We start from the raw sequence: 15,869 nt of genomic DNA on the forward strand, positions 1-15,869 counted from the left end.
GCTCCCAACGCTCCGACCGGCAACCCCCCGCCGCCCCGCGAACTCAGCCGGTCCTGCCGCTCCCGGCGGCTCAGCCGCTGATGCCCGCCGTCCGCGCTCCCGTCCGCAGGTCGCTGATCACGCTCGAAGCCCTGCTCGCCGAGCACGAGACCGAGCACGCCGATCTGCTGACGACGACACTGCTCCTGGAAGCGGTCGACAGACTCGAAACCGGGTGGCTGCGCCGGTCCGACGGGAAACGCCTGCCCGAGGCCCTGCTCTCCGGGATCGACTCCCTCTGGTCGCGATTCTCGGGCGGGGCCTACGGCTTCGGTGCGCAGGTGCGCCGCGCCCGTGTGAGCGGCGGTCGGCATGCGGACTTCATGGCGCTCTCCGTGGGATACGGCTGGCGTTCCTCGCCGTACGAGACCGTGCCCAAGTACCAGCACTTCACCGGCGCGGCCGGGAGGTTCGCCTTCTTCCCGACACTGCGCAACCCCCAGAGCGAGCAGTATCGGGACTGGTACGACCAGTGGACCGAGACGGTGCTCGCCGTCCATCTGCGGCTTCGCGAGAGGGGATGAGTCTCCGTTGATCCTGTTACTGGTGCTGTTGTTGGTCGTGGGGATTGCGGTATTGAGCAGTCTCATCGGTTACGGCGCGGCCAGATCGAAGCGTGAGAGACCATCACGTTCAGGGCGGCAGTCCGGCGCCCTGGCCGGAATCGGAGCAGGCGTGCTGGTCTCCTGGGCGGGTCTCTGCGTGGTACCCGCGGGCCATGTCGGCATCGTCCACAGAAGGTTCGGGAGGGCCCATCCGGACCAGCGCTTCAAGAGGATCACACCCCACGACGCGCGCGGTGTCCAGGCACGCGCCCTTCTGCCGGGCCGACCGTACTGGCTCACCCCCTTCGTCCACAGCGTCGAGTTCGTACCGCGGATCCATGTGCCGGCGGGACAGATCGGACTCGTCGTCGCCACCGAGGGCGCCAAGCGCGAGCCAGGGCGAGTCCTCGGCCGGTACGTGGAGTGCGACAACTTCCAGGACGGTCCGGCGTTCCTGCTCGGCGGTGGCGAACAGGGCAGACAGCTCGCGTTCCTCCGCGGCGACAGCTCGTACTACATCAACACCGCTCTCTTCCATGTCGAAGTCGTACCCCGGACCTATGTGGAGCCGGGCACGGTCGGACTGGTCATCGCCAAGGACGGCGCCATCAGGCCCCCGGACCGTCCTTTCGGCCGGTACGTGGAGTGCGACAACTTCCAGGACGGTCCGGCGTTCCTCCTCGGTGGCGGCGAACAGGGCAGACAACTGGCGATCCTCACCGGCGGCACGCACTACGACATCAATCCGTACCTGTTCGAGGTGATCACCGGCAGCAGCGTGGGCGGTTCGGGGCGGGGCGGCTCGGACGGTCTCAGTGCCGAGCGACTGAAGGAGATCGCGATCCCCGTCGGCCATGCCGGAGTAGTGATCACCCTGGACGGCGCCGAGCCGGACAGAGCAGAGCGCCGGGTCGGCCCGATCGTCAAGGGCCACAGGAGCTTCCGCCTGCCCTGGGTGTTCCTCGGGAGCGGAGGGTGGCGGGGCGTACAGGAGGAGACCCTCGGCGAGGGCTCTGTCTACGCGCTCAACCCGTGGTTCGTACGCGTCGTACTCATACCCACCCGCCTGCTCATCCTGGACTGGAGCAACAAGGGCGGTTCCCAGTCGGACAACAACTACGATGCCGCGCTGGACCGGATCAGGGTCAACGTCCAGGGGCACCGGCTCCAGGTGGAGCTCCGGCAGACGCTGAACATCCCCGAGACCGCCGCTCCCCGGCTGGTCAGCGAGTTCGGCGACTCCTCGACGTCAGGGGTGGGCGGTTTGGTCAACAACCCCGCCCCGGTACAGAGGTTCGTCGAACGGGTGCTTGGTGGCGCCGTGGACACGTACTTCAACGGCATCGCCGCCGAGTCCACGGTGGAGGAGTTCCTCACCCGGTACGCCAGCATCCGCACGGACCTGGCGGCGCAGGTACGCAATGCCCTCGCCGGGTGGGGAGTCGAAGCGGCGAGCACCAACCTGGGTGAGTTCGAATCCCTGGACGATGACCTCGACAAGGCCCGCAAGAGAGTGTTCGAAGCGCAGACACGCACCCAGGAACTGGAGGAGCAGAAGAAGAACGCCCACATCAAGGCGGAGATCCGGCACATAGAGCTCGCGGCCGAGCGGGAACACGTACTGCTGGACGTCGTGAAGCTGGAACGCAGGATCGAGCTTCTAGGCCGGGACACCGTCGCCATGCACATGTTCCTGGCGGAACTCAAGCACATGAACGTGCCGCAGGTCGTCAGTGGGGACGCGGAGTCCTTGCTGAAGTACCTGCCCCTGCAGCGCGCCCTGGAGATCATCGATGGGGCGAAGCGGCATGCTGAACAGTCGGCCCTGCCGCAGAGCGCCCCGGCAGAAGAGGACCTTGGGGTCGGCGAAGGCGGACCGATTTAGGACTCACTCCACGAGGGACCGTCCCCTCCGCCTCGGCCGTCCCGACTGCCGCGTGTGTTCCTCTGACGTCAGCGGTCACGCAGGGCCCGCGCGATCTCGTCGACCCGCCGTTCATACACACCGTCGTGCCCCGAGCCGTCGCCCAGTCCGCGAAAGTCCGCGAAATACCGGGTGGCGGCGAACTCCGGCAACTCCACGTCCCCCAGCACGACAGGGATGAACAGCCGGCCGGACTCGATCGACGGCTGCATCAGGGCCGCGTACTCCTGCCTGACCCAACCGCTGTTCATCGACGCCGGGCTGAACACCAGCAGTCCGTGGGCCGCCTCGCGGATCGCGGTCTCGACCGTGTGCACGCGGATCCCACCCGGCCGGCTCACGACTTCGTCGTACGCCACGTTCAGTCCCTTGTCGCGGAGCCGCGCCGCGAACGAACGCACCCAGTCGGCGTCTTCGCGGCCGTACGAGACGAACACGTCGTAGCGCGCGGAGCCTTGGGCGGACGGCGCCGGTGCGGGCGGTGGTACCGGCGGTACGGGGCGGTGCCGGCGTCTGGACAGCTGGTGGCGAACCGCCACGTAGGCGAGGTACGCGCTGACGACACCGGCGACCGTGCCGACCGCGCTCAGGAGTAATCCAGCCGTATCCACAAACATCAGGTTAATGTCCTGCGCCGGTAGTCGGTCGTTGGATCTCGTACGAGTTCTTCCGCTGGTGCGCCGGTGCCACGTCGCGCTCCGAAGCTCACTTCGCCCGGTCGCGCAGCGTCACTCGCGCCGGGACGCTGACGGCGAGCAGTCCGAGTCCCACCGCGACCGCGGCGAAGGACCCAGAGCGGCCCTTTTCATCCACGTCACAGAGGCGGACCCGGCGACGCATTGCTCAACCCACCCGTTCGCCGGGCCCATCACGGCCGTCGGAAATCCCTCGAAGGCCCGCTCAGGATGTCGATTTTCCTGGGTTTCGAGACTGTGGCTGGATCGCGCGGCAGGAGCGGGCGGAAGGTGTCGTTCTGCAAGCCGAGTGCGGCCTCGCCGCGCCACGAGGGAGATTTCCGTGAACGTCACACCACCGGTGAACGAGCCCCGAGAACGGCAAGTGGCCACGCTGGTCATGGCTTGTCTGGGCATGTTCGTCGCCTACCTGCCAGTGACTACCGTCTCAGTGAGCCTGCCCGCCATTCAGGCCGCGTTGCACGCGTCGTCCTCCGAACTGACCTGGGTCCAGTCGGCGTTCCAGCTCCCCATGGCGGCTTTCATCCTCACCGCCGGGGTCTTCGGCGACGTGCACGGCCGCAAGAAGGTGTACCTGGCAGGCCTTGCGTTGGCCGGCGCGGGGGCTGCCATCGCACTGTCGGCCCACTCGGTCGAGGTTCTGTGGATCGGCCAGGCGTGCGCCGGACTGGGCGCGGCCGCGCTGCTGCCCTCGACCCTGGCGCTGATCAGCCATGCCGTGCCCGACCCGCGCAAGCGCGCCACGTTCGTCGGACTCTGGGCGGCGTCCCTGATGGCGGCGCTGGCCGTAGGCCCGATGATCGCCGGCGTGATCCTTGACCACACCACCTGGCGCTGGATCTACCTGCCGACCATACCGGTGGCCGTCCTCACCCTCGCCGTAGCGGCACCGCTGGTGACCGACTCCCGCGCCCCCGTCGGGCGCCGACTGGACTGGCCCGGCCAGATCACCGCGGCGGTGGCGATCACGGCGCTGGTCTACGGCGTCATCGAGGGTGGTGCCGGCTCATTCACCGAAGGCAGGGTGATTGCGGCCCTGACCCTGGCGGCGGTCAGCATCATCGCCTTTGTCGTGGCCGAGCGCCGCAGCTCCAGCCCCATGCTGGATCTGTCGCTCTTCCGTAGCCCGGCCTTCAGCGCGACGACGCTGATCGCGATGATCACGTTCCTGGGACTGATCGGTTTCTTCTACGTCCTCAGCCTCTACTTCGGTCTGGTGCAGCGGCTCGACACCCTGCACGCCGGCTACCGGCTGCTGGCCGTGTGTGTGACATCCCTCGTCGTGGGCCCGCTGGCCGGACGTCTGATGCACAAGATCCCACCACGAGTGATGATCACCACCGGTCTGTTGATCACCACGGGAGCACTGCTCTCCCTGACGTCGATCGACGCCGGGACCGGCTTCGGGCCGCTGGCCTGGCGACTGGGTCTGCTCGGCCTCGGCCTGGGGATCGTGATCACCCCCATGACCGCCACCGCCGTCGCGGCGGTGCCACACCACCTGGCCGGTATGGCGTCGGCGGGCAACAACGCCTTCCGGCAGGTCGGCGGCGTACTCGGCCCGGCCGTCCTGGGCACCCTGCTGACGACCAAGAGCACCGACGCCCTGCCCGACCACCTTCGCGATGTCGGTCTCACCGGGCCGACGGCGCACCGGATCACCGACGTCGCGAACGCGGACGGCCTGGGAGCGGTCGCCGGGATGGATCTCGGGAAGGACACTGGCCGGGCGCTGGGGGCGCTCTCCGAGTCGTTCCTCGACGGTATCCAACTGTGCCTCGTCGTGGCCGCGTGCCTGGCCCTGCTCGCAGCGCTCGTGGGTGCCGTACTGCTGCGGACGCCACAACGCGCCACGACGCCGGTGGCCGGCGCTGCGGATCAGACGGCACCGGAGGAGCCTGAGACCTTCGCCGAAGTGGAGTCGGAGCCGGTGCTGGTCGGCGCCCGGGCCCGAGGGGGATCGGAGCGACCGGGTCCGCGGGTGGGCGTATCCGGGGCCGCGACCGGCGGTGACACGGTCATCCCTGACGGTGGTTCGGGTCCCATGCTGTACGGCCGGGTACGTGACGCGGCGGGAACGGCCGTCGAAGGAGCCACGCTGACACTCATCTCGTCGGCCGGGCGACAACTCGGCCGGGCCGTGGCGCATTTCGAGGGCCGATACCGTATGGACGCGCCGGGTGCGGGATCGTACGTGCTGATCGCGGCGGCGGAGGGCCACCAACCGCAGGCGTCCTCTGTGGTGGTGGGTGACGAACCGCTGGCCCACGACGTCCTGCTGTCCGCGAACCACGGGTTGGTGGGCACGGTGATCACGGCCGGAGAGGGCACGCCCGTGGAGGGCGCGACCGTGGCCGTGACCGACGTCCGGGGAGAGGCACTGGCCGCCGAAACGACCGACGCACTCGGTGCGTTCGCCTTCGGCGAGCTGCCGGAAGGCGATCTCACCGTGGTGGTGAACGCTGCCGGATTCCGGCCCGCCGCTCTTCCTGTACGGGTCTTCGGACCTCAACTCGCCCGCCTGGACGTGGCGTTGTGGCCGACAGCAGTCCTGCGGGGGGCCGTGCGAGCAGGGGACGATCGCCGGCCGCTGGACGACGCGCGGGTCACGCTCGTGGACAAGGCGGGCAACGTGATCGGTACGGCTACCACCGGGCCGGACGGTGAGTATGCCTTCACCGATCTGGACGCGGGCGACTACTCGGTGATTGCCAGCGGCTATCCGCCGGTCGCCGTGCCGGTCGCGGTGGACGGCCCGGCAATCGAGTTCGACCTGGAGCTGACTCATCCGAAGGGCTGACGGGTCACCCGATCAGCAACTGCCGACTGAGAAGGCAAAGGAACTACCGGACCGGATCGAGCGGCCGGGACGGTAGGGGCGCGTCCGTGGGGACGGGAGCGCGCCCGCGGGTGGTCCGGGGCCCCGACTCCCCCCGGGGGGTCCCGGACCACGATGTCGCAACACGGCGGAAGCGCCTGCCGCGATCAGAGGCTCGGTTCATGGGTGAGCTGTTTGACCTGGCGCAGGATGAGGGCCGTCCGAACGGGGCGGTGCGTTTCCTTGCGCGACGGGACTCGGGGTCGGGCGCGGACGGTGCAGGGCGGCACGGCCGAGTCCGACACGCTGGGGGCGCGCCCCCAGCGTGTCGTCACGCCGCCAGTTCGTTTCCCGCGTCGTCGCAGGGACCGCCGCCTCGGTCGCCGTCGGCACTGTCGGCTACGGCACTCACGACGTGCTCCGCGGCCCCAAGGCGAAGCGCCTCAGCATCCCGTCTCAGCCGGCGGCGAAGCTGTCCGTGCCGAGGACGTTCAGCAGGCCAGTTTGTCGTGGCTCTCGGTGCCGGGTGTCGCGGTGAAGATGAGGAGGGACTGCGACTGGTCGGGGTCCAGCAGGTTCTGGCAGAACAGGTCGATGCGACCGACCTGGGGGTGGACGAACCGTTTGGCGCTGTTCCAGTGCAGGCCGATCTCCTGCTGATCCCACAGTGACGTGAACTCCGCACTGCGGTGCTGCAGGTTCCGAACGAGGCGAGCGGCCTGCGACCGGGGGGCCTTCCCTGATGGAGGCCGCCCGCAGCAGCGAGACGTTCACCCGGCTGTTGTGGTCGTGGTCGGTACGCCGCTTCGCGCAGGAGCGGCACGGCGCCCTGGACATCCTCATCAACAACGCCGGTGTGATGGACATCCCGGCGGCGCGGACCGCGGACGGTCTGGACCTGCAGACCGCCACGAACTACACCGGTCCGTTTGTCCTGACCAACCTGCTTCTGCCGCGTCTGACCGACCGCGTGGTCACGGTCAGCAGCCAACTGCACCGGATGTCCAAGCTGGACGTGGACGACCTGTACTGGCGCACGCGCAAGTACAACGGGATGGACGCCTACCGGGACTCCAAGCTTGCGGGCGTGCTGTTCTCCCTGGAGTTGCAGCGGCGGCTGACCGCCGCGGGCAGCCGTGTGCGGCGCAAGCCGGGCAAGGCCGGCCTGGACGAGGCCACGGCCGGCAGGCTGTGGCAGGCCACCGCCGGGCTGACGGGAGTCGGCCGATGACCTGCCGCCTCGGTGCGCAGGAGGGTGGGTGGGTCAGAGAGGCAGTGACTTCTTGAGGATCTTGCCTGCGGGGTTCCTGGGCACCTCTTCGATGAACCGGATGTGCCGGGGCCGCTTGTAGGCGGCGAGGAGGCCGGTCAGGTGGGCACGCACCTCGTCGGCGGTGGTCCCGTCCTCGGCCACCACGAAGGCCAGCGGCACCTCGCCGTAGTCGGCGTCCGACACCCCGACCACGGCCGCGTCGTGCACCGCGGGGTGGGAACGCAGAGCCTGTTCGATCTCCCTGGGGTAGACGTTCTGCCCCGCCCGGATGATCAGGTCCTTGCTCCGGTCGATCAGGTGCACCCGGCCGTCGCGGTCGATGAAGCCGAGGTCGCCGGTGCGGATCCAGCCGTCCGTCGTGGTGATGTCGGCGGTGGCCTTCTCGTCGTTCCAGTAGCCGCTCATCAGACCGGGGCCGCGCGCACAGATCTCCCCGATGACGCCGGGGGGCACCTCCTGGTCCTTCGGGTCCAGGGCCTTCACCGACATACCGGGGATCACCCGGCCGGCCGGGATCACGTCGCTGGTGCCCGGCACGGGGTGCTCGTCCGGACCGAGCGTGACGAACGGACCGCCCACCTCGGTCATCCCGTAGACCTGCCGGAAGCCACAGCCGAGCCGTTCGACGGCCTCGGCGTAGACCTCCGGCGGCATGGGCGCGGCACCGTAGAGCACCTCGCGCAGACTGGACAGGTCCGTGCTCCGCAGCGATTTCGCCTGCGTCAGGAAACGGATCATCTGAGGCACCAGCCAGACATGCGTGGCCCGGTTGTCCTCGATCGCGGCCAGCGCCCGCTGCGGCTGGAAGCCCGGCATGAGCACCACGGTGGCACCCGCGGCCATATAGGTGAGGGAGACCACCATGCTGCCGTGGTAGAGCGGGCAGCAGTTGACCAGCACCATGTCGTCCGTGGGCCGCGCCTGGGTGAGCCAGCCGAGCGCGATGGCCCGGAAGGAGGCGTGGTCGACGGCGACGCCCTTGGCCCGGCCGGTGGTCGCCGAGGTGTGCAGGATCGCCGCCAGTGCGTCGTCCGGTACGTCGGGAAGGGCCGGGGCCTCGGCGGGGCCCGGCGCGGGCGCGTCGGGAAGGGCCGGCCCGTCCGTCTCGCACAGTGCGGCGAACTCCGCGCCGTCCAGTGGCACGCGGATCCGCGCAGGCAGGTCCGGATGCCGTTCCAGCAGGGCCGACTCACCGATCAACGCCACCGGGTCGCAGGACTCCGCGATCCCGGTCACCTCGGCGGGGGTGAGGCTGTGGTTGAGCGGGACGAACAGCGCTCCCAGACGGGCCAGTGCGAAGTACGTCTCCAGTACCTCGACGCGGTCCAGCGAGAGGACGGCCACGCGGTCGCCACGGCGGATGCCGCGCCCCGAGAGCCCGTGGGCGAGCCGGGTCACCCTGTCGTGGAGTTCGGCCCAGGTGACCGAGCGGTGCGCGTCCACCAGCGCCGTCCGGTCCGGGAAGCACTGCTGGTTGCGCTGGAGCAACTGGGTCAGCCACATCACGCACTGCCCGGCTGCGGCGCGGAGCCGGAACGATCGGCGAGGAACCGTTCGTAGTCCGCGATCGTGGACAGCTGCTCCATGTCCTGGGCGGTGATCTCCACTCCCGTGTGCTGTTCGACGAGCAGGATCAGACGAACGAGGTCCCCCGAGTCGATACCGCTGGCGGCCAGATCGGTGTCGTCGCTGAGTTTCTCGGCGTACTCCGACGTCCCGGTCAGTTCGGTGAGTAGCTCTCGTACGGTGCTCACGCCTGTCCACCTTTCACAACACCAAGCGGTCTCTTGCATGGGAAGGAGGAGCGGAAGGGCGCCGACAATCCCTGCCACCGCTGTGGTGTTACTCACGCCCTTTCGACAGCCGGCGAGGGATTGAACCCGCCGGGCCGCCACTCCTCCGTATGTGAAGCCCTTGAGGAAGAGGGGAGCGGAGGATCCAGGTGACCACCGAGGCAGGTTCCACGGCCGCTGCCGCGGACGACGTGAAGCAACGCGACGAGTACTTCGACGCACTCGTCGCGGCCGGCGAGTGCGTCGAACCCCGGGACTGGCTGCCCGACGGCTACCGGCGGATGGTGCTCCGGCAGATCGCCCAGCACGCGCACTCGGAGATCATCGGGATGCAGCCGGAGGGGTCCTGGCTGACCCGGGCCCCCTCCCTGCATCGCAAGGCCGCCCTGCTCGCCAAGGTGCAGGACGAGGCCGGACACGGTCTGTACCTGTACGCGGCGGCGGAGACCCTCGGCGTCACCCGGGCCGAACTCCTCGACGCGTTGCACAACGGACACCAGCGGTCCAGTGACACGTTCAACCAGCCCGCCCTGACCTGGGCCGACACCGGGGCGATCGCCTGGCTGACGGACGGTGCGGCGGTGATCAACCAGGCCCCGCTGTGCCGCACTTCCTACGGCCCGTACGCGAGGGCCATGCAGCGGGTGTGCCAGGAGGAGACCTTCCACGTCCGTCAGGGATACGACCTGCTCTGGTCGCTGTGCCGGGGCACGCGGGAGCAGCAGGAGATGGCACAGGACGCCGTCGACCGATGGTGGCTGCCTGCCGTTGCCCTGATGTTCGGCCCGCCGGACACGGTCGAGGGCGGTGACGGGGACACGCGGGCCGCGGCCCTGGGCGCCGCGGTCAGTCGCCGTTCGATGGCCTGGGGGATCAAACGCCACACCAACGACGAGCTGCGGCAGCGCTTCATCGACAACGTCGTCCCACAGGCGGAACGGCTCGGGGTGACTCTGCCCGACCCGGCGATCCGCTGGAACGAGGAGCGCGGGCACTACGACTTCACCCCGGTGACCTGGCAGGTGTACCGCACGGCCGTGGCAGCCGGCGCGCAGTGCGGCCGACAGCGGCTGGCGCACCGAGTGGCGGCCCACGAGGCCGGCGCCTGGGTGCGCGCGGCGGCCGACGCCTACGCGGCACGCCCGGTGACGGAGAGGCAGGAACCATGAGCCGCGAAGCCGCCGGGGGGCAGACGCCCTGGGAGGTGTTCATCAGGCCGCGCCGTGGCCTCTCCCACCAGCACGTCGGTTCGGTTCACGGCGCGGACGCGGACATGGCCATCGCCAACGCCAGGGACCTCTACACCCGCCGCGGGGACCCGCTGTCGATCTGGGTGGTGCGCTCCGACGCGGTGCGGGCCTCGTCTCCCGATGAGAAGGACCCCTTCTTCAGCAACGGAGCCGACAAGCCCTACCGGTATCCGCAGATGTACGTGCCGCTCAGCGAGGCAGGCGACCATGACGAGTGAACTCCCCACTGCCACCCCCGGTGCCCCAGCCGGTACACGGAACCACGACATCGCCGAGTACGCGCTCAGGCTCGGTGACGACGCGCTGATCCTCTGCCAGCGACTGTGCGCCTGGGTGACCAACGCCCCCACCATCGAAGAGGATCTGGCGCTGTCGAACATCGCACTGGACCTCCTCGGCCACGCCCGGGTCCTGCTGGGCCTCAGCGGCCGTTCGGACGGGACGAACCGCAGCGACGACGAGTTCGCCTACCGCAGGACCGAGCGCGAGTTCCGTAACACGCTGCTGGTGGAGTTGCCCAGCGGCGACTTCGCCGCCACCATCGCCCGGCAGCTGGCGTACACGCACTACACGAGCCTGCTGTACGCGGAGCTGGCGGCATCGGCCGACGAAGGGCTGGCGTCCTTCGCCTCGCGCGCGGCCAAGGAGGCGGAGTACCACTGCATGCACGCCTCGCAGTGGACCGTACGGCTGGGTCTGGGAACCGAGGAGAGCCATCGGCGGATGCAGGCGGGTCTGGAACACGTCTGGCCCTATGCGGCCGAGCTGTTCGAGGCCGACGACCTGACGACCCGGCTCGACACCGACGGCACGGCGGTCGCCCCGGCCCGCCTCCGGGCCGATTGGGAACGAGAGGTGACACGTGTCCTGACGGAGGCCGGGCTCACCGTCCCGGCGCCGTCCTGGGAGGCGACCGGCGGGCGGTCTGGAATCCACACCGAGGCGTTCGCCCCGCTGCTGGCCGAGTTCCAGTCGGTCTTCCGGCAGTACCCCGGGGGCAACTGGTGAGCGCGGCCGTCCGGTTGGACCTCGACCGGATCCGGGCCCGGGTGGAGGCCGTACCGGATCCGGAACTTCCGATGATCACCCTGGCCGATCTGGGAGTGATCCGTTCGGTGCGGGAGGGCTCGGACCGTGTGGTGGAGGTCGTCGTCACGCCGACCTACCTCGGCTGCCCGGCGCTCCCGGTGATCGAGGCCGACCTGCGGACCGTACTGGCGGAGTGCGGGCAGCCCGAAGGGCGGGTGACGTGGGCGCTCACGCCCGCGTGGACCACCGAGTGGATCAGCGAGGAGGGCCGCCGCAAGCTCGCCGAACACGGCATCGTGCCCCCTGGCGCCGCCGGAGCACCGCTGCCGGTCCGGCTCGGCCTCGGCCGGCCCTGCCCGAACTGCGGTTCCCTGGCGACCCGGCCGCTCGGCCCGTTCGGGTCGACCGGATGCCAGACGATCCTGGTGTGCACCGCCTGCCGGGAGTCCTTCCCCCACATGAAGGCGGTGTGACGGCGCCCATGACGACGACCGAGCAGGGCCCGGTGGGGAGCACCGGGGAGGCGACCGGATGGCACCGGCTGCGGGTGGCGCGGGTGCGGCCGCTCACCGACGACGCGGTGGCCCTCACTCTGGACCTCCCGGAGCGGCTGGCCGGTGCCTTCGCCCACCGGCCCGGTCAGCACGTGACGGTCCGGCATGTTCTGAACGGCACCGAGATCCGCCGCAGTTACTCGATCTGCCCGCCACCCCACGATCAGCGCGAACTGCGTCTGGTGGTCAAGCGGCTCGGCCCCGGCGGCTTCGCGGAGTACGCCACGACCGGGCTGGCCGCCGGTGACGAGCTGGACATCGCGCCTCCGACCGGCGGTTTCGAACTCGTGGCGCGGCCCGGGGCGCACCATGTGATGGTGGCCGCCGGCAGCGGTATCACCCCGCTGTTGAGCATGGCCACGGCGGCACTGCGGGACGATCCACGGTGCAGGGTGTCGCTGGTCCACATCAACCGGACGGCCCGGTCGGTGCTGCTCGCCGACGAACTGGCCGACCTCAAGGACGCCTACGTCGACCGGTTCCACCCCCTGTACCCGCTGACCCGGGAGACCCGCGAGGCCGAGATGCTCTCCGGCCGCATCGACCCCACGAGGCTGTCGAAACTGCTCCGCGCGGTCGGCGCCGAGCCGGACGGCCACACGTACTTCTACCTCTGCGGGCCCGGGGAAATGGTCACGTCGCTGGGCGAGGCCCTGACCCGGTGGGGTGCCGACCCGGCACGGATACGCTCCGAACTCTTCTCCCTCGCCTCCCGGGACCCGTCACCGCCGGTGGTCGAACCGCGCGGCCGCACCGTGCGGATCACCGCCTCTCTCGGCGGACGGACCACCGTAGCCGCCATGGAGGACCAGGACCGGGTGGCGCTGGACGCACTGCTGCGGGCCCGGCCGGACATTCCGTACTCCTGCCGCGAGGGCCTGTGCGGCAGCTGTCGCGCCAGGGTGACCCACGGAGCCGTCACGACCGGCCGCCAGTACGTGCTGGGGCCCGCGGAACTCGCGGCGGGATACACCCTTGCCTGCCGTGCCCGACCCGAGTCCGACGAGACGGGGCTGGACTTCGACGTCTGAGCAGACGGTCCGAGCAGACGAGAAGGGCACCGCATGGCCACTGCCTGCTGACATCTCACCGTATCGATCAGTGCACCCTGTTGAGGAGACGCGATGACCGACACCACGTCACTTCCCCGTGACCCGGGGACGGACGATCCGCTGGTGACCTTCCGGGGAAAGACCCCCTACGACGACTACGTCCACGCCTCCGTGCTGTCCTCGCTGCAGCAGCCCCTGACCGACGCCCCTGACGAGATGGCGTTCCTGGTCACGACCCAGGTGATGGAGCTGTGGTTCACCCTGGTCGTCCACGAGTGGCGGACCACCCGGGACGCGCTCGTCAAGGACGACCACGAGCGCGCCATGGACGCCCTGCGCCGCAGCATCAGCGCTCATCACGCGCTCAACGACTCCCTCCAGCCCATCGCGAGGATGACCCCGGCCCAGTTCAACGGATTCCGCGAGGCGTTCGGCGAGGCGTCCGGCTTCCAGTCGGCGAAGTACCGGCAGTTGGAGTTCCTTCTCGGGGACAAGTCCCGTTCGCTGATGAACCCGCAGCGGGAGGATCCCAGGGCATACGCCGAACTGGAGGAGCTGCTGAACGAGCGGTCGCTGTACGACGAGATCCTGGCCTACCTGCACCGCCGGGGTCTGCCCGTTCCGGACCGTGTGCTGGAGCGCGACGTGACCGCCCCGTACGAGGCCGACCCGGATGTCGAGGAGGTCTGGCGGCGTATCTACGCCGGCCCGCAGAACGACCCGCTGCTGGACCTGGGCGAGGCGCTGACCGACCTCGCCGAGCTGGTCATACGCTGGCGCAGCGACCATGTGCTCGCCACCCGCCGGGCGATGGGCTCCAAGGCGGGCAGCGGCGGCTCCTCGGGGGTCGCCTGGCTGGAGAAGCGAGCCGCCCGTCCCGTGTTCCCCGAGCTCTGGTCGGCGCGCGGTCATGTCTAGGCGGATCTCCGGAGCCGCCGAGGAAGAGCACCGAGCGCTGGGCAAGGAGCGACCGTGACCGTCTCAGAGACCACGACCGCCCTGAAGGAACTCCAGGCACGGGCGTCCGAACTCGACACCTCGGACCCGCTGGCGGCGCAGCGGGAACGTTTCGTCCTGCCGGACGGAGTCGTCTATCTGGACGGCAACTCGCTCGGTGCCCTGCCGGCCGCGGTGCCGGAAGCGCTCGCGGACGGCGTCCACCGGCAATGGGGTGTGGGCCTGATCCGCTCCTGGAACGAGCACCACTGGTGGCAGGCGCCGCTGCGGGTGGGGGACACGATCGGACAGCTGCTCGGCGCGGCGCCCGGGCAGACCGTGGCGGGCGACTCCACCACCGTGCAACTGTTCAACGGCCTGGCCGCGGCCGCGCGGCTGCGTCCCGGGCGGCGGCTGCTGCTGACCGACCCGGGCCACTTCCCCACCGACGGGTACATCGCCGACTCGGTGGCCCGGCTGCTCGGCCTGGAGGTCCTCCGGGTCGCGCCGGACGACCTGCCCCGGTGCCTGGCCGAACGGGGACACGAGGTGGCGGTGGCCGGCTACTCCCCGGTCGACTACCGCACCGGTGAGCTCCACGACATGCCCGCGATCACCCGTGCCGTACAGGAGGCCGGGGGACTGATGTTGTGGGATCTGTGCCACGCGACCGGCGCGCTGCCCGTCCGACTGGACGAGCTGGGCGTCGATCTGGCGGTGGGCTGCGGTTACAAGTTCCTGTCGGGCGGACCGGGTGCCCCGGCCTTCATCTACATCGCCCGGCGCCACCAGGCAGCCTTCGACCATCCGCTCACCGGCTGGAACGGGCACGTGGATCCCTTCGGACTGAGCGGCGACTACGTTCCTGCCCCGGGAGTGGATCGCGCCCGCATCGGCACGCCGCCGATCCTCTCCCTGCTCGCACTGGAGGCGGCCCTCACCGCCTTCGAGGGGGTCGGCATGGAGCAGGTCCGGGCCAAGAGCCTCTCGCTGACCGGGTTCTTCATGGACTGCGCCGACACCCTGCTGGACGGTCTCGGTTTCACCGTGGTCACCCCACGGGAACCGCACCGGCGCGGCAGCCAGGTGGCTCTCCGGCACCCCGACGCGTATCCACTGGTGCGCGCGCTCGCCGCCCGCGGCGTCATCGGCGACATGCGGGCTCCGGACCTGCTGCGGTTCGGCGTCAACGCCCTGTACGTCTCCCACCGCGACATGCTGACGGCCGTACGACACCTGAGGCAGGCCGTGACCCAAGGGGAGCACCGGGACCCGCGCTTCCTGCACCGCGCAGCCGTCACCTGACCCCCGTGGCGCGTCCTGGGCCGGGCCGTCAGGCGGACTGCTGGTGCCAGGCGTCGTGGAAGTTCTGCCGTGCCCGGTACAGCCGGGAGCGGACCGTACCGAGAGGCAGGGCGAGTGCCGTTGCCATCTCCTGCTCGTCCAGGCCGTAGACCGCGCGGAGGGTGAGTACCTCGCGATGGTGGTTCGGCAGCCGGTCCAGGATGTCGCTGATGTGAACGGCGGCCATGGGATTGGCGTCCTGCATCAGGTCGGGCAGATCCTCGGCCGCGAAGTTGCCGAGGCGCCGGTTGGTGCGTATGGCTTCCCGTACCGCGATCGCGCGGGCCCAGGAGTAGAAGGCATTGGGCTCGCGCAGTCCGCGGATGCCGCGGTAGATCGCGAGCATGGCCTCCTGCGCGGCATCCGGGCCGTGCCGCCGGGTGACCCGCTGACAGTGCCGCACGACCAGTGGGGCGACATGCCGCAACAGGTCGTTCATGGCCTCACGGTCGCCGGCCTGAGCGCGTGGCAGCAGGCTGCTCACCTGCGGGGCGTGGCGGTCGCGGGAAGGGCTGACGTCGGCTTCGCAGGGCTCGGGGCCGGCCTTGGGCGTGCATGACATGAGGGGGCTGGACATGGGTCCTCACGAGTGTGGCGGGCGGTCAGGGCGTCAGGGG

Annotated in this window: 15 protein-coding genes and 1 pseudogene; 11 read left to right on the top strand and 5 right to left on the bottom strand. The window is 69.9% G+C overall.

Annotated elements, in window-relative coordinates:
- Positions 1-563 (top strand): GUN4 domain-containing protein (locus tag FNH08_RS07290; protein WP_194238404.1); only part of this gene is annotated, 563 nt, incomplete at its 5' end.
- Positions 564-714: 151 nt separating this feature from the next.
- Positions 715-2,469 carry an SPFH domain-containing protein gene (locus FNH08_RS07295; RefSeq protein WP_322723929.1) on the top strand — a complete coding sequence of 585 codons (1,755 nt, stop codon included), beginning with the start codon at positions 715-717 and terminating at the stop codon, positions 2,467-2,469.
- A 68-nt stretch (positions 2,470-2,537) separates the two neighbouring features.
- Here the strand turns inward: FNH08_RS07295 and FNH08_RS07300 are convergent, their stop codons facing one another.
- Positions 2,538-3,119 carry a toll/interleukin-1 receptor domain-containing protein gene (locus FNH08_RS07300; protein WP_322723930.1) on the bottom strand — a complete coding sequence of 194 codons (582 nt, stop codon included), beginning with the start codon at positions 3,117-3,119 and terminating at the stop codon, positions 2,538-2,540.
- A gap of 406 nt (positions 3,120-3,525) precedes the next feature.
- Here FNH08_RS07300 and FNH08_RS07305 point away from each other — a divergent pair, with 406 nt between their 5' ends.
- Positions 3,526-6,003: a DHA2 family efflux MFS transporter permease subunit gene (locus FNH08_RS07305; protein ID WP_152770436.1), complete on the top strand. Its 2,478-nt coding sequence runs from the start codon at positions 3,526-3,528 to the stop codon at positions 6,001-6,003.
- A 509-nt stretch (positions 6,004-6,512) separates the two neighbouring features.
- Here FNH08_RS07305 and FNH08_RS53930 read toward each other — a convergent pair.
- Positions 6,513-6,734: pseudogene (locus FNH08_RS53930) on the bottom strand (MmyB family transcriptional regulator); the annotation flags it as partial.
- 29 nt (positions 6,735-6,763) lie between these two features.
- On the opposite strand from FNH08_RS53930, the gene FNH08_RS07315 reads away from it, so the two are divergent.
- Positions 6,764-7,252 (top strand): SDR family NAD(P)-dependent oxidoreductase, encoded by a 489-nt coding sequence (locus tag FNH08_RS07315; RefSeq protein ID WP_152770439.1) that lies wholly within the window; start codon positions 6,764-6,766, stop codon positions 7,250-7,252.
- 33 nt (positions 7,253-7,285) lie between these two features.
- Here FNH08_RS07315 and FNH08_RS07320 read toward each other — a convergent pair whose 3' ends face one another.
- The gene (locus tag FNH08_RS07320) at positions 7,286-8,797 is read right to left on the bottom strand and encodes a class I adenylate-forming enzyme family protein (protein WP_152770441.1); all 1,512 of its coding nucleotides are present in this window, start codon (positions 8,795-8,797) and stop codon (positions 7,286-7,288) included.
- Positions 8,797-9,048, bottom strand: coding sequence for an acyl carrier protein (locus tag FNH08_RS07325; protein WP_322723931.1), 252 nt, complete (start codon positions 9,046-9,048; stop codon positions 8,797-8,799). The genes FNH08_RS07320 and FNH08_RS07325 overlap by 1 nt, the downstream gene beginning before the upstream one ends.
- 230 nt (positions 9,049-9,278) lie before the next feature.
- Between FNH08_RS07325 and paaA the strand changes: the two genes are divergently transcribed.
- The 7 genes from paaA (at position 9,279) to kynU (ending at position 15,213) form a co-directional block, all read left to right on the top strand.
- Positions 9,279-10,256: a 1,2-phenylacetyl-CoA epoxidase subunit PaaA gene (gene paaA / locus FNH08_RS07330; protein ID WP_322723941.1), complete on the top strand. Its 978-nt coding sequence runs from the start codon at positions 9,279-9,281 to the stop codon at positions 10,254-10,256.
- On the top strand, positions 10,253-10,555 hold the full coding sequence (gene paaB / locus FNH08_RS07335; RefSeq protein WP_152770445.1) for a 1,2-phenylacetyl-CoA epoxidase subunit PaaB: 303 nt from the start codon (positions 10,253-10,255) through the stop codon (positions 10,553-10,555). The genes paaA and paaB overlap by 4 nt, the downstream gene beginning before the upstream one ends.
- Positions 10,545-11,345 (top strand): 1,2-phenylacetyl-CoA epoxidase subunit PaaC, encoded by an 801-nt coding sequence (paaC, locus tag FNH08_RS07340; protein WP_152770447.1) that lies wholly within the window; start codon positions 10,545-10,547, stop codon positions 11,343-11,345. Before paaB ends, paaC begins: the two co-directional genes overlap by 11 nt.
- The gene (gene paaD / locus FNH08_RS07345; protein WP_322723932.1) at positions 11,342-11,839 is read left to right on the top strand and encodes a 1,2-phenylacetyl-CoA epoxidase subunit PaaD; all 498 of its coding nucleotides are present in this window, start codon (positions 11,342-11,344) and stop codon (positions 11,837-11,839) included. Before paaC ends, paaD begins: the two co-directional genes overlap by 4 nt.
- Positions 11,840-11,847: 8 nt before the next feature.
- Positions 11,848-12,951, top strand: a complete 1,104-nt coding sequence (locus FNH08_RS07350; protein WP_152770449.1) for a 2Fe-2S iron-sulfur cluster-binding protein — start codon at positions 11,848-11,850, stop codon at positions 12,949-12,951.
- 93 nt (positions 12,952-13,044) lie between these two features.
- Positions 13,045-13,890 carry a tryptophan 2,3-dioxygenase gene (locus FNH08_RS07355; RefSeq protein ID WP_152770450.1) on the top strand — a complete coding sequence of 282 codons (846 nt, stop codon included), beginning with the start codon at positions 13,045-13,047 and terminating at the stop codon, positions 13,888-13,890.
- 54 nt (positions 13,891-13,944) lie between these two features.
- A complete protein-coding gene (kynU, locus tag FNH08_RS07360) occupies positions 13,945-15,213 on the top strand; it encodes a kynureninase (RefSeq protein WP_322723933.1) in 1,269 nt (422 codons plus the stop codon).
- Positions 15,214-15,241: 28 nt separating this feature from the next.
- Here the strand turns inward: kynU and FNH08_RS07365 are convergent, their stop codons facing one another.
- Positions 15,242-15,829 (bottom strand): RNA polymerase sigma factor, encoded by a 588-nt coding sequence (locus FNH08_RS07365; RefSeq protein WP_228033957.1) that lies wholly within the window; start codon positions 15,827-15,829, stop codon positions 15,242-15,244.
- Between the last annotated feature and the right edge of the window lie 40 nt (positions 15,830-15,869).

Origin of the sequence: Streptomyces spongiae (assembly GCF_009377185.1) — a bacterium.
In the GTDB taxonomy this organism is placed as follows: domain Bacteria; phylum Actinomycetota; class Actinomycetes; order Streptomycetales; family Streptomycetaceae; genus Streptomyces; species Streptomyces spongiae.

What these genes read in the sequence shown, in the direction of transcription:
- FNH08_RS07315 (WP_152770439.1), top strand. Translation starts at nt 6,764, where the DNA reads ATGGAGGCCGCCCGCAGCAGCGAGACGTTCACCCGGCTGTTGTGGTCG.
- FNH08_RS07320 (WP_152770441.1), bottom strand. Translation starts at nt 8,797, where the DNA reads ATGTGGCTGACCCAGTTGCTCCAGCGCAACCAGCAGTGCTTCCCGGAC.
- paaB (WP_152770445.1), top strand. Translation starts at nt 10,253, where the DNA reads ATGAGCCGCGAAGCCGCCGGGGGGCAGACGCCCTGGGAGGTGTTCATC.
- paaC (WP_152770447.1), top strand. Translation starts at nt 10,545, where the DNA reads ATGACGAGTGAACTCCCCACTGCCACCCCCGGTGCCCCAGCCGGTACA.
- FNH08_RS07350 (WP_152770449.1), top strand. Translation starts at nt 11,848, where the DNA reads ATGACGACGACCGAGCAGGGCCCGGTGGGGAGCACCGGGGAGGCGACC.
- FNH08_RS07355 (WP_152770450.1), top strand. Translation starts at nt 13,045, where the DNA reads ATGACCGACACCACGTCACTTCCCCGTGACCCGGGGACGGACGATCCG.
- FNH08_RS07365 (WP_228033957.1), bottom strand. Translation starts at nt 15,829, where the DNA reads ATGTCCAGCCCCCTCATGTCATGCACGCCCAAGGCCGGCCCCGAGCCC.